The sequence below is a fragment of the Pseudomonas sp. Mb7 genome, assembly GCF_054790525.1.
In genome coordinates, this window is the sequence record NZ_CP186501.1 from 6368680 (window position 1) to 6382538 (window position 13859).

The 13859-nt window shown below is 60.0% G+C and carries 10 protein-coding genes and 1 pseudogene; 1 reads left to right on the forward strand and 10 read right to left on the reverse strand.

Features of this window, described 5'->3' with window-relative positions; translation table 11 throughout:
- Positions 1-74 precede the first annotated feature (74 nt).
- Complete coding sequence (locus ACOYXH_RS28770) at positions 75-4748, forward strand: DUF4329 domain-containing protein (protein WP_460410140.1); 4674 nt, start codon at positions 75-77, stop codon at positions 4746-4748.
- 67 nt (positions 4749-4815) lie between these two features.
- On the opposite strand, the gene ACOYXH_RS28775 is transcribed toward ACOYXH_RS28770, so the two are convergent.
- From ACOYXH_RS28775 to cbiE, 10 genes and pseudogenes are all read right to left on the reverse strand, one after another.
- Positions 4816-6189, reverse strand: coding sequence for a PepSY-associated TM helix domain-containing protein (locus ACOYXH_RS28775; RefSeq protein WP_460066964.1), 1374 nt, complete (start codon positions 6187-6189; stop codon positions 4816-4818).
- Positions 6190-6310: 121 nt separating this feature from the next.
- A pseudogene (locus ACOYXH_RS28780) lies at positions 6311-8430 on the reverse strand (TonB-dependent copper receptor).
- 84 nt (positions 8431-8514) lie between these two features.
- Positions 8515-8973, reverse strand: coding sequence for a DUF2946 domain-containing protein (locus ACOYXH_RS28785; protein WP_258709173.1), 459 nt, complete (start codon positions 8971-8973; stop codon positions 8515-8517).
- A 21-nt stretch (positions 8974-8994) separates the two neighbouring features.
- A complete protein-coding gene (locus ACOYXH_RS28790; protein WP_258709174.1) occupies positions 8995-9474 on the reverse strand; it encodes a copper chaperone PCu(A)C in 480 nt (159 codons plus the stop codon).
- 48 nt (positions 9475-9522) lie between these two features.
- The gene (locus ACOYXH_RS28795; protein WP_122599673.1) at positions 9523-9921 is read right to left on the reverse strand and encodes a DUF2946 domain-containing protein; all 399 of its coding nucleotides are present in this window, start codon (positions 9919-9921) and stop codon (positions 9523-9525) included.
- A gap of 97 nt (positions 9922-10018) precedes the next feature.
- The gene (locus ACOYXH_RS28800) at positions 10019-10309 is read right to left on the reverse strand and encodes an addiction module antidote protein (protein WP_077570750.1); all 291 of its coding nucleotides are present in this window, start codon (positions 10307-10309) and stop codon (positions 10019-10021) included.
- A 3-nt stretch (positions 10310-10312) separates the two neighbouring features.
- A complete protein-coding gene (locus tag ACOYXH_RS28805) occupies positions 10313-10615 on the reverse strand; it encodes a type II toxin-antitoxin system RelE/ParE family toxin (protein WP_460410141.1) in 303 nt (100 codons plus the stop codon).
- Positions 10616-10786: 171 nt separating this feature from the next.
- Positions 10787-11503, reverse strand: a complete 717-nt coding sequence (locus tag ACOYXH_RS28810; protein WP_258709175.1) for a cobalt-precorrin-6A reductase — start codon at positions 11501-11503, stop codon at positions 10787-10789.
- The gene (locus ACOYXH_RS28815) at positions 11500-12597 is read right to left on the reverse strand and encodes a cobalt-precorrin-5B (C(1))-methyltransferase (protein WP_258709176.1); all 1098 of its coding nucleotides are present in this window, start codon (positions 12595-12597) and stop codon (positions 11500-11502) included. The genes ACOYXH_RS28810 and ACOYXH_RS28815 overlap by 4 nt, the downstream gene beginning before the upstream one ends.
- Positions 12590-13801, reverse strand: coding sequence for a precorrin-6y C5,15-methyltransferase (decarboxylating) subunit CbiE (cbiE, locus tag ACOYXH_RS28820; RefSeq protein WP_095126116.1), 1212 nt, complete (start codon positions 13799-13801; stop codon positions 12590-12592). The genes ACOYXH_RS28815 and cbiE overlap by 8 nt, the downstream gene beginning before the upstream one ends.
- Positions 13802-13859: the final 58 nt, after the last annotated feature.

A 13859-nucleotide genomic window follows, 5' to 3' on the forward strand; every position in this document is an offset into this window, starting at 1 on the left:
CCCTGAGTCCGCCGTTTTTGTCAGAGGAGGATGCTGCGTATTGGGTTCATACGCGCATACCGCCCAAGCCGGAAATGGAATATGGCAGCGTGATTTTGCTGCGGCCGGATGGGAAATTCGTGGCCACTTCACCGATACCCGGAGAGGCCACCACCTTTGATTTGAGCACCATCATCGACTTTGATGCGCTGGGAGAGCTGGAGCCGCCCAAGGGGTATCGGTTTGCTGCAAACATTCACAGCCATGCCGCTCTTCACGATGTCGTAGGTGAGGCCTATCCAGAACTGGATGAAATGAACCTGCGACTCTTCATCAACTTCTTCTCCAGTAGCGATTTCATGGGGGATGTGGATGGGCGCGCCTATTTTCGTAGTTCATACCTCTCCGGCCCCGATGGAACATTGCTCAAGTATTCGCCCAGTGGTTCGAAAGCGGAACTCGATTACTACCGTTGGCACGAGGCAGGTGCACGACCAGGGCGTGAGCCGTGGACTCGTGACGTGATGAGCATCATCAATAAGCTTGCATCTGTCGGTGAACTGAAAGTCCTCGTTTCAAGTGCAGACTGGGGGCATTCGGTGGGTGTCGTACCGCCGGACTGGCAACCAGGCCAGGGTTTTTCAACGGGCAGGGTGACCGAATTACCTTTGATGACCCGCATTTGCTCCACTGTCGAGCGGGCGGTACTCGCTGCACTGAAATCAAGAGGTGCACAGGACTCGGGGTTACTGCTGAAGAAGACTGCTGGCAATGAGTATGTCGCGACCCATGCACGCCCGTTCGGGCTCGCGTCATGGGATCCAGCGAAGAACTTTGCGGCGGGTGATGACGGTCAATTACGGTTGCCTGAAGGCTATAGGCTGGAAGGTTTTTACTACGCCTCCCGTCCTGACCCTTCGCGGCTCACTCCTGCTCAGCCGTGGCTCTACGAGAATTTCTTCACGCCACAGGACATTGCTCTGGCCATTTCGTGTCACAAGAGGAGTCAGCAATTGGCTGTGGCCGGTCGACCTTTGTCGCTGTACATGCAGGCCAGCGATGCGTCCATGTTGAAGTACAGCTTCAGCGGCAGCGAGATAGAAGCGGCACTGAGCGTCGAGCATTCCGACGGGTCGATCACCGACGCCGGGGTGCAATCCAGGTTGCTGACTGGAGCATTGTCGCCACGGGAATTTGTCTCGATGCTGATACTGGCGGGCCGGCTTGAGGTGTTGCGGGGCAGCGCGCTCTGGGCACGTTTGGGGAGGGTGGGCCTGGAATGGATACCCTTCGCGAACTTCCCTTGGCCGCCCTTGAGTCAGGCGTTTTTATCCGCCGATGATGCCGTTCGGTATGCCCACGAACAAGTCGGCATTCGCCGTGACCGCCAGTACGCAGGCTATGTATTTCAGCGCAGCGACACACGCTTTGTGGTCACCGAGCCGTTGGAAGGGGATATCGATGTGCTGGACCAGGGGCGACTTTATCCTCGGGATAATCGAGGGCGTCCGGTTTTCCCTGACGACCACGTGGTGCATGCTCGATATGTCTCCCACGTCGCGCTCACGCAGCTTGAGCCGGTCAATATCAGTTCCCGGCAGTGGACGCTCCAGGAGGCGTTACTAAGCCTGCAAATGTTGAGTGTAGAAGAGGTCCGGCAGGTATTGCTCGATAACACCGTTCTGTATTGCTCTGCTGCCATGAACAGTCTGGTCAGGTTTGCACCTTACGCAACCCCGGCTTCGAAGGATCTGGCGCGACGCCTGGGAACACGCGTGCATCCCGGTCCATTGGCTCTAGGTCTGGACAAGGGCAGCAAGCGACCGCAAGACTTCATCAGGGAGCAGGCCGCCGCCGGCTGGCTGTTCAACCTGACGGACAACGAGTTGTGGGGCCATCGCGGCCAAATATTACCGGGCTGGAGCATGTCAGAATCCGCCGGGTCAACCTCCGCAGAACCGACGTCACCCATACCTGCACTCCCTACGCCGTCCCTGCCTCAGCCGTCGCTGCCCCCGTATCCTTCGTCGTCTTCGCCCCGGCCATCTTCTCCTCGGCCTTTGCCATGGAAGCGGCCTGAGTTCGTCATGTACGGTCCTGTCTGTTCTTCGGCGGACGATGCGGCACAGTATCTGTTTGCTGGCGACAGGCGTTTGCACGATGAGAACCGTGCCTGGTTCGGATTCATCCTCAAGCACAAGGATCGGGAGGAATACATCGGCACGGAACTGTTTCCAGTCAGCGGTCAAGACAGCAATCTTTTTCGGCAGGCGTTGGTGTTCGCCTCTCGACGGTCGGCGCCGTGGCATCAATACCCGGAAGGCTTCGACATGTATGGGAGCTTTTATGCGCATCAGAAAGTAGAAGCATCTTCGAGCAGCCCTGAAGACTGGCTGGCGCAGTATTTTGTTTCGCCAGACATCCTGACAACAGCCATGTACTACGGTCGCCGTCGGCCTGTAATCGCTTCAAGCCCCGCCGCGTTTTATCTTGCCACTCGGGACGGTGCTCTGCTCAAGTATGCGAGGAGTCAGGCAAGCAAGTTGTTCCATGACGACACGTCTCAGACAACACTCGACTCGATCAAGCGAGGGCTCGCGTCCGGCGAGTGGCTGCCGACGGATTTCGTCCATACGGTCGCTGAAAGCGGCGAACTCTCGGTGTTGCGAACAAGCGCGTGCTGGGATCGGTCAGGAATGGTCAGGCCAACGTGGCAGCCCTACGCGAATCTGCAGCGGCGCTGGCTCGGCCCGGTTTTTCAGAGTGCTGACGATGCCGCAGCGTTTGCCAGATCGAGCTTGCCGCTGGTCACGGACAAACCTTTTGGCGGCGTCATTCTGAAACGCCCCGACGGCCTTTACGTAGCCTCTGCGCCCATCAAGGTGTCGCGGGAGGATTTCGACATCACCGAGATTTTTCCGGATGAAAGCAATGGCGCCGGGGTATTTCCTGCTGGCTGCAGTATCACGGCGCGTTATCGATCCAGAGTGGCCAGGGAGCTGTCGGTCATTTTTTCTCGTATTGAGAAGCAGATCTATCTGAACATGCTGTCTGTCGACACCGTGTACTCATCCTTCAAGCGGCTACCAAGACTGGCATGGGATGAATACCTGTTCGGACCCGACGGTTCGTTGATCCGCTATCAGCCAGGAATATGGGATCGTCTGCGCGCAGATCTCTTGGCAGCTCTGACGGATTACAAAACGCTTCCTGCGTCCCTTGATGGCGATGCGATAAAACAGAACATACGTAGCGCCAAGCTGAAACCGAGTGAATGGGTCGACGCCTTGGCAAAGGCCGGTTACTTGCAAATTGTCATCGGCAGTGAAATCTGGGGTTTGCCCCGCCAGATCAGTCGCTGGGTTCCTTTCTTTGCTGATCTGCAGCCTCTAATGGATTACACCAGAGCCGCGAGCGCACCACTTTGCAGCCCAGTGTTCGTTCAAGCAGATGCTGTTGCCCGGTATGTTCATGAAATCTCGGTGAGCAGGGACACCCAGACGTTCGGATTCATACTGCGCTCTCGGGATGGCTTGTTCCTCGCCAGCCTGCCCGTTGATGTGCAACGCTCTGGCCTGGCTGTGGATCGAGTATTCGAACAGGCAAGACTGCCTTCAGGGTTTGAACAGGATTCGATTTATCTGCGCGCAGCGCTGCCTCCGCTCGGCGCACGGCCTGACGATATGCGAAATGTCTTTGTACTTCCCAACGATGTTCAGCAAGCCTGCCGACAGGCCAGTACGCCGCGGGGGTACAGACCGATCTATATCTCCTGTGCCGATGACGCATTGTTGAAGCTGCAATTGCATGCGTTTGAACCCGGCGTGTTCTACGACGCTTTCGGGCAGGTTGAGTTGCGCCCCAATGCGTTTGTATCGCGTGAACAGGCAGCGATCGATGAACGTGACATTGCCAGTGGCCGATTCAGATTTAAAGACTACGTGCACCGGATGGCCAAGGCCGGCCGGCTCGACGTGATTGAAACCAGCGATTACTGGTCGCGGCAGGGTCAAGTGGATGAGCATTGGCAACCGCGTATGGCCGATACTTCCAACGAGCAGCGATGGCGAGATAGCCCGGTGCCGGCGCTGGGACCGATTTTTCATCACCCTGACGATGCCGCCCGCTATGCGCAACAACGCACGGACGATTCCGGTCACAGTGAAACCGGCTACGAAGGCGCGATCCTGGCGCGGTCGACCAGCAGTCGATTTGTCCCGCTCGAGCCAATAGTCTGGTCTGCCCATGCCGAGGACCCTGTCCTGCGGATATTTCGCTCGTCGAGTGATCCGACGATCAGTTGGCGCAATCCGGCGGCGCGTTACCCCAATGGCTACACACTCGTGGCCAGCCACCAGTTCCATCTGTCGGGCAATACCACGCTCGCACCGGACACTGATGATGTCAGAGCAAATTTCGCTTCGCCTGCGCGGGTGCATGCGCACACGCATGAACTGAAGAACCAGGGTTTCGACATTCAGGATTATTACTACTCAACGCCGAACCACGTGTTGATCAGGTACACACCCGTTTACTCGCAGGCCGAGAGGGATTTGCTGCTGGCCCGGCCTGTGGATTTCGAAGCGGGGCGCTGGGTCAGCCGGCTGAGTCCGGGCGAGTTTGTTTCACAACTCATGGAACTGGGTGAATTCAGGGTGCTGCTCGCCGGGCATTACTGGCGTCAGACCGGACGAATGGGCGCCGGCTGGAGAGTGCGTCGCCAGCAGCCTGTAACGGAGGGTGGTGCGCGAGTCAGGGACGAGTTGTAACGCTCGAACCAGCGGCAACACGGCAGGAGTGTGCCGCCGTCGGCGGCCACTCCACATTGAGTCGGATTTACGTCGAGGCAGACTCAGGTTGCCGGTCAATGCGCGATAGCAGCAATCGATCCAGCAACCAGACGACCACCAGCGAAGCCCCCACCAACGGGAACACCACTGCCAGCGCCAACATGATTACCACGCCGGTTTTCCATTTCGGCAAGTCATGACGCAGCGGCGGTACGCCGAATTTGCCCTGTGGCCGGCGCTTCCACCAGATCACCACCCCGCTGACGGCACTGAGCAGAATCATCAGGCAGATCAGCAGCACGACGATCTGGTTGAAGGTGCCGAACATCTTGCCTTCGTGGAGCATCACGCCGATTTCCGTGGCCCGCGCCACAGTGCCGTAATGTTCGAAACGCACATCGGCGAGGACCTTGCCGGTGTACTGATCGACATGCAGGGTCGCATCGTTGCGCGGGTCATCGGCGAACACAGCGATGGTGAACACACCGGTGGCGGTGGTCGGCAGGGTGATGCTGTAGCCCGGCTCGACCTTGCGTTGGGTAGCAATGTTTTGTACGTCTTGCAGGCGGATGGCGGGTGCTGCGGGGCCGGCGTTGCTGGCGCCGTGGTTCATGTGTTCGGCGTGGTCGCCGGACATTGGCATCGGCGTGTTTTCCATCGCCCATGGCACGGTCTGGCGGGTGGCGCTGTTAAGGCTGCGCGCCTCGACATCGGAGGTCGGCACGTTGTCCCACATCGCCGCTGGAAAGACGTTCCACACCTGGGCGTATTGCTTGCCCCAGAAACCGGTCCAGGTCATGCCACTGAGCAACATCACCAGCAACAGTGTTGCACCCCAGAACCCGGTGACCGCGTGCAGATCACGCCACAATACGCGGCCGCGACTGTTCAGCCGTGGCCACAAAATCCCCGCGGCCTGACCGCGTGGCCACCACAGGAAAAGTCCCGACACCACCAGCACCACGCCCCACCCGGCGGCCATTTCGATGAGCCGATCACCGACGGTGCCAATCATCAATTCACCGTGGATGGCGCGGGCGATGGCTTGCAGGTTCTGTTTGGCATCCTGTTCGCCGAGGATATCGCCGTGGTATGGATCGACGAATACGTTGAGTTCGTGGCCGGCGTTCTTCACCACAAACTGTGCGCTGCGCTCGGCGTTCACCGGCGGCAGATACTGGGTGATCTGGCCTTGTGGATAAGCGCTTTTCACCCGTTGCAGCAAGTCCTCGGCCGGGACGGTGTGATGGCCGGCGGGGACATTGAGCAAGCTGCTGTACATCAGCGAATCGAGCTGCGGTTTGAACAGATAAATGATGCCGGTCAGGGCCAGCATCACCATGAACGGGGCGACGAAGAGACCGGCGTAAAAATGCCAACGCCAGGCCAGGTTGTAGAAATTCGGTTTGGGCTGTTTCATCACGTGTGCTCCGCTTGGCGAATTTTTTAGATCAAGAGATCGCAGCCTTCGGCAACTCCGATAGGGGGTATGTGCTCCCATGTAGGAGCTGGCGAAGCCTGCGATCTTTTGACTTTTCTTGTTAGAAACTCATGTCGACCTTGGTCCAGAGCGTGCGCCCCGGTTCATTGATCGCTTGCGGGTCATTGGCCGGGTAGCCGAATCCGGCGTTGCCCGCCAGGTTCAGGTGTTCGGCGTAAGCCTTGCCGAACAGGTTGTCGACGCCGCTGCTGACCTTCCAGTTCTTGTTGATCCGGTAGGCACCGTTGAGTGAGAACACGCCGAAGCCCGAACTCTTGTCGTAATCCTTGCCGACCACGTTGCCCTTGTTCTGATCGATACGATTTTGCGCGGCAACCACCCTCCACAGTGCACCGGCGCTCCAGTTGTCTTCGGTATAGGTCAGGCCGAAACGCGCATCCAGCGGCGGCATCTGCGGCAGAGCCTTGCCATCACTGCTGTTCTTGCCCCAGGCGTAGGCCAGGGTCGCATCGGCTTTCCAGTGGTCGGTGAGTCTGTACGCGGCACCGAGTTCACCGCCCATGATTCGCGCGTCAATGTTCTCGGCGCGCGAGGTGCTCATGCCCATCATTCCCGGGGTGTAATCAAAGAGGATGTAATCGCGCACCACGCCGATATAACCCGAAGCCCAGGCTTCAAGTTCGGCGCTCTTGTAGTTCACGCCAAAGTCGAACTGAGTGGTCTTTTCCGGTTTGATCGAATCGAACGCGTTGACCGATCCTGCCGGGCCGGATTTGGGCGAAAACAGCTCCCAGTAATCCGGGAAGCGTTGCGCGTGACCGAGGCCCGCATAGAGCGTGGTCGGACTGTCGGCGAGGTCATGCTCGTAGCGGATGAACCCGCTGGGTAGGGTGTCGGCGCGGGTATCGTCGGCGGTCGGGTTGGGGCGAGTCATCATTCCCGAGCCAGTGGCCTGTCGATAATCCTTGGCCGAGGCGCGGTCGATGCGGGCGCCGCTGATCAGCCGATCACGGTCGGCGGCGTACCAGGTCATTTCGCTGAACACGCCGTAGTTATGGAAATCGGCGTCTTTGGTGTAGGGCTGATCCTTGTAGGTATCGATGCCCATGCCGCTGCGCTGGCGGTGTTCGTTGGTCTGCGCGTCGAGGCCGGTGATCAGCTGAAAGTCAGCCCAGCGCCAGGTGGCCTTGATCCGTGCGCCGAGGGTGCGTCGGTCGACGTTGGACGCCATTGGCCCCGACATCATTCCGGTGCCGGACGGCGTGCGCAGGGTGTAGTTGTCCATCACGTGGTCGGCGTAGTTGTAGTAGACCTGCGCTTCGAGTTTCTCCAGCACGTCAGTGATGTTGGATTTTTCGAAACGCAGGCCGAGGCTTTCGCGCAGGAATTGCGAGCCGTCCATGCCGCGTCCGGCATAGCGCGCTTCGCCGTCGCCCTTGCCGGCGGTGAGTTCGATCAGGGTATCGGCGTCCGGGGTCCAGCCCACTGCGATGTCGCCGTTCCACTTGTCGTAGCGTGAGGCGACGATGTCGTTGTTGCCATCGCGGTAATCGTCGGAATGCGCGGTGTTGCCGATCACGCGCACGTAGCCCAACGGGCCGCCGGCAGCGGCGTCGACAACCTTGTCAAAACGTCCGTGGGAGCCGGCCAGAATGCTTGCGTTCACGCGGGTGCCGAGTTCGCCGAAGCTCTCTGGCTCACGATCGAACAGCACCGTACCCGCCGACGCGCCGGGGCCGTAAAGCACGGTTTGCGGGCCTTTGATCACGGTGAGTTTGTCGTAGGTTTCCGGCGAGATATACGAAGTCGGCGCGTCCATTCGGCCGGGGCAGGCGCCGAGCATCATGCTGCCGTTGGTGAGGATGTTCAGGCGCGAACCGAACATGCCGCGCAGCACCGGATCGCCGTTGGTGCCGCCATTGCGCACCAGCGCAAAGCCCGGAATGGTCTTCAGATAATCGCCGCCATCACTGGCCGGCACCGGTTGGCGCGGGTCTTTGGGGTTGGTGACGATGGTCAGCGGTGAGCTCGGGGCGATCGCGGTAATCACCGTCGGGCCAGTTCTTCCTGGTGGCCGGTGTGATCATCGGCCAGTACCAGCGGTGACAGCAGGACGCCGCAAAGGACGGCGGTAGCGTGCCTGAAACGAACCCGCGATTCGTTCAGAGCGAAGGACGCCGGGGCAACGCCCGAGCGTGGAACAGCAGAAAACCTGGACATGACAATTTCCATCAAACAGTCGTAAACGACACGGCCGGCAGCCTGAGGCTGTCTTCTCAACCGTGTGCAATCAAAGGTGCGTGTTTACGCTGCGATGGGCGGGGCGCGACTGCGGGCGCCGGGGAAGAAGGTCTGCCGGGCGTGGCCCAGGCGCGGGGAGGGCGGGGTGAAGGTGTTCAGCGGCGCGATGTTGAAGGCGACGAAATCACCGCCCCCAGTCAGCGCCGGGCAGTTGAACAGCAGGCTGCAATAGCCACATTTTTCCCACAGCACGTGGTGCGAGGATTGCGGTGGGCAGTGTTCGGCGCTCGGTTTTGCATCATGGCCCGCGTGATCCATGCCCGGCATGTCCATCGACATGTCCATCGACATATCCATGCTCATCGGCATCGATGTCGAGGCGTGTTGATCCATCGGCATCGACTGAGAAATCAGTGGGCCGATGAAGATCATCAACATGGCGAACAGGGCAATCCAGCTGCCGCGAGTCAGGTGTTGAGTCTGACGGCGTTGCATTGGCGGCCTGACGCTCAGCGGGCGCATGGGCGGAGTCTGCCGGAAGGCTTACTGGGCGTGCGCGTGGGCCTGCGTGGTTTCCGGCGGCTTCTTCTGCACCGAGACTTCGACGGTGACGTCACCAGCCTTCTCGAAATGCAGTGTCAGCGCGAAGCGCTTGCCGTCGCTGAGCAGGCTGCGATCGGTCGGGTTAAGCAGCATCACGTGATAGGCCATCGGCGCAAACGTCACGTTGCCACCGGCCGGAATGGCCACGCTCTTCACTTGCTGCATCTTCATCAGATCGCCCTGCATGACGTGCTCGTGCAGTTGCGCTTCCTCAGCAATCGGCGTTTTCACGCTGAGCAGGCGATCATCAGTCTTGCCTGCGTTGTGAATGATGAAATAGGCAGCAACGGTCGGTGCATTCGGCGGCAGTTCCTGCGACCACGGATGAGCGATTTCCAGCTCGCCGGCCTTGTATTCGTGGGCATGGGCAAAGCACGCCGGCAACAGCAGCGCAGCGACGATGATGAGTTTGTTCAACATGGCAGTTCTCCAGAACGATTTGAAACGCAGGTCAATTGCGCGAACAAATCAAACTAGAGGGGAAGCGCGGGGATTGAGACTCGGCCATTGCTGGCGCGGAGTGGGTGTTTGCAGAGAGGCTGGCGCCACGCTGCGGTTGCTTTCGTAGCGGGCGAAATACAGCTGCGGCGAATGCCCCGGCAACGCGACCAGTGGCGCCGAGCCTGAGCAACACCAGCAATGCTGCATGTTCGAATGATTGTCGTTGCTCGGAGCCTTTTGATCGGTGGTGCCGATGTTGATCGCCACCATCTTGGTCCCGCTGCCGGTGCAGAAACTGCTCCAGAGCAACTGTTCGGCCGGTGAATTGGCCGCCTGCGCCATCGCTCCCGTCATCGGCATGGCGAGCATGTTGAACAGCACTGCAAAGCAGGCGATCCAGGCAATTGCTAGCCGGTGTCGGTTCATGGGACAGATCCATTGGGTGGGCGATCAGGCGCGGCTATTTAGCCTGATCAGGGCCGATAAGTAAAAAAGCGTCGTGCGGTTTGGTGTCGCAGCGCTTTCACAGTGTTACGGCATGCAATCGCAAACCCAGAGCCTTCATGACTTTCATGATAGTTGCGAATTCGGGATTGCCAGTGCTACTCAGCGCTTTATAAAGACTTTCGCGGCCCAAACCTGCATCCCGCGCCACTTGTGTCATGCCTTGAGCCCGGGCGATGTCATTGAGCGCTGCACGGATAAGGACGCCGTCGCCTTCATCGTCGTCAAAACAGGCATCCAGATACGCCGCCATGTCCTCGGGAGTTTTGAGGTACTCGGCGGCGTCAAAACGGGCGAATTCTTCGCTCATGATTTACTCCTCATTTCCGATGTTATGAGCCATCTGCACGGCGCGTTTGATATCTCTTTTTTGTGTCGATTTGTCGCCCCCGATCAGCAGCAGATAAATCACTTCGCCTTTGCGTTTGAAGTACATCCTGTAACCAGGGCCGTAATGAACACGCATTTCATAAACAGTGTCACCGACGAACCCGCAATCACCGAAGTTGCCATTTTCGGCTGTTTTAATTCTGGAGATGATTCGGCCTTTCCCTTTGATGTCTTTCAAGGAGTCGAGCCATTCGGAAAATATGCGGGATCGTTCAAAAGCGATCATGTCGGGATCGTATTCCTTGGGATACAAGCTGGCAAGCCGCTTTTCTCGGCTGGCTGCTTGTAGGGATTAAAGGAACCGAAGTATTGGAGTGAGGGTGTAGTGAAGAACAGTCGGCTGCGTCCTCAAAATTTGCAGGTAAATTCACAGATAAATACGAAATGATGAAAAGTCTTACGACGTCAGGGCTTCAAGGACTTCAGATGCTGATCGAAACTCCCGATCAACCCCCGGCAACCCCGGTCGCTTCAACACAATCACCGGCAGCCCACGCTCGCGCGCCACTTCCAGCTTCGGCTCGGTGGCGGTGCTGCCGCTGTTCTTGCTGATCAACACATCGATCTGCCGCCGTTCGAACAGTGCGCGCTCATCCTCCAGCAGAAACGGCCCCCGCGCGCCGATCACTTCGCAGCGTTCATTGCCCGGGTAGACGTCGAGGGCGCGCAGAGTCCAGAACTGGTCCTGAGGGATTTCATTGAGGTGCTGCAGCGGTTCGCGGCCGAGGGTGAACAGCGGGCGGCGAAACGGTTTGAGGGCGGTGATCAACTCGGCCCAGTCGCTGACTTCGCGCCAGTCATCACCGGGCTGCGGCTGCCAGGCCGGACGGCGCAGCGCCCAGCAGGGGATGTCGGTCAGTCGCGCGGCGGTCGCGGCGTTCTGGCTGATCTGTGCGGCATAGGGATGCGTGGCGTCGAGCAACAGCTCGATGCCTGCGTCACGAATGAATTGCGCCAGACCCTCAGCGCCACCGTAACCACCGACGCGGACCTGACAGGTCAGATCCGTCGGCACCCGACCAACACCGGCGAGGCTGTAGATATGTTCTGGCCCAAGCGTGCGGGCAATCGCCAGTGCCTCAGTGACGCCGCCGAGCAGCAAAATCCGCTTCATGCAAAACCTCCGGCATGCCCGACAATCCCGCCCTGACGATCAATTGCAAACACCTCGACCTGCACCTGCGCGGGCACCACGCTGCGAGCGAAATTCAAGGCATGGCGGCAGACCTCATCACCGAGGCCAACCCCCGCCGCACTGGCCATGGTCAGCGCCTGCTGACTGGTATTGGCCTCACGAATGCCTTGCTGCAATGCCTCGTCGGCGCCAATCGCCGCGGCCCAGTCAGCCAGTTGCGGCAGGTCGATGCTCGAATGCCGCGAGTGCAGGTCCATGTGCCCGGCGGCCAGTTTGCTGATCTTGCCGAAGCCGCCGCACAGGCTGAGTTTATCCACAGGCACTTTGCGCAGATGCTTGAGCACCGCGCCGACGAAGTCACCCATTTCGATCAGGGCGATTTCCGGCAGGTTGTAGACCCGGCGCATGGTGTCTTCGCTGGCATTGCCGGTGCACGCGGCGATGTGCAGATAACCATTGGTTTTCGCCACATCGATGCCTTGGTGGATCGAGGCGATGTAAGCCGCGCAGGAAAATGGCCGGACGATGCCGCTGGTGCCGAGGATCGACAAACCGCCAAGAATGCCCAGCCGTGGATTCATGGTTTTCAGCGCCAGCGCTTCGCCGCCCTCGACGTTGACCGTGACGTCGAAGCCGCCGGCATAACCGGTTTCGGTGGCAAGCAGTGTCAGGTGATCACTGATCATCTTGCGTGGCACCGGGTTGATTGCCGGCTCGCCGACACCCAGCACCAGTCCCGGCCGCGTTACGGTGCCCACGCCGGCGCCGGCATTGAAACGAATCCCCGGTTCACTCAGCAGCCGAACACGCGAATAGAGCAACGCGCCGTGAGTCACGTCGGGGTCGTCGCCAGCATCCTTGATCGTCCCGGCCTCGGCGCCATCATCGGTCAAGCGGCAGAACTCCAGACGCATCTGCACCTGTTTGCCTTTGGGCAAAACAATCTGCACCGCATCGGCCGCCAGTCCGCTGAGCAACAGGCGCGCGGCGGCCAGGCTGGTCGCGGTGGCACAGCTACCGGTGGTCAGGCCGCTGCGCAGGGGCGCGGGTTGTTCCGCGGTTTCGTCACGCATCGAGGGGTTTGACCAGATCGAGCAGGGTGATCGGCAGTGCCTGGCGCCAGGTGTCGAACTCGCCGAGCGGCTGCGCCTGGGCGACATGGATACGCGTCAGCTCGCCGCCGAAGCGTTCGCGCCAGTTCATCAGGGCCATTTCGCTTTGCAGCGTCACCGCGTTGGCGACCAGACGGCCACCGGGTTTGAGCTGTTCCCAGCAGGTTTCGAATACGCCCTCACGGGTGACGCCGCCGCCGATGAAGATGGCGTCCGGGCGTTCCAGTCCCGCGAGTGCCTGCGGTGCCTTGCCACGAATCAGTTGCAAACCGGGCACGCCCAGTGCATCGCGGTTGTGCTCGATCAATTGCTGGCGACCATCATCGGCTTCGATGGCCAAGGCGCGGCAGCTCGGATGCGTACGCATCCACTCGATACCGATCGAACCGCTGCCGGCGCCGACATCCCAAAGCAATTCGCCGGGGGTCGGGGCGAGGCGGGCGAGGGTGATGGCGCGCACGTCGCGTTTGGTCAACTGGCCGTCGTGCTGGAAGGCCGAATCCGGCAGTCCGGCGAGACGCGAAAGGCGCGGGGCCTGTGCGTCGGCCAGACATTCGATGGCGATGACATTGAGGTCGGCCACGGACGCGGCATTCCAAGCATTGGCGGTGCTGTCGATGCGCCGTTCGGCGTCACCGCCAAGATGCTCAAGCACGCTCATGCGACTCGAACCGAAGCCGCGCTCGCCGAGCAATTGCGCCACCGCTGCCGGGCTCTGGCCATCGTTGCTCAGCAACAACAGGCGCACGCCGCTGAACAATTGCGCATTGAGCGCCGCCAGCGGTCGGGCCACCAGCGACAGCGTCACCACCTCCTGCAATGGCCAGCCGAGACGGGCGGCGGCCAGCGCGCAGGACGACGGGGCGGGCAGGATCAGCATCTCTTCGCTTGGCACCTGGCGGGCGAGGCTGGCACCGACGCCGTAGAACATCGGGTCACCGCTGGCCAATACGCAAACTGCTTCGCCACGCTGTTCCAGCACCGGTGCGAGGGAGAACGGGCTCGGCCACAACTGGCGTTCGCCGCGAATACACACCGGCAGCAAATCCAGTTGACGCTGGCCACCGACGATCCGCGAGGCGCCCAGCAGGGCACGCCGGGCGTTTTTGCCCAGGCCCTTGAAGCCGTCTTCACCGATTCCCACTACCGTCAGCCAGGGTGACATCTATATTCCTCTAAACACGCCGTTCCGACGGGCAGTCTTTTCATGCCAGCGGACAAAG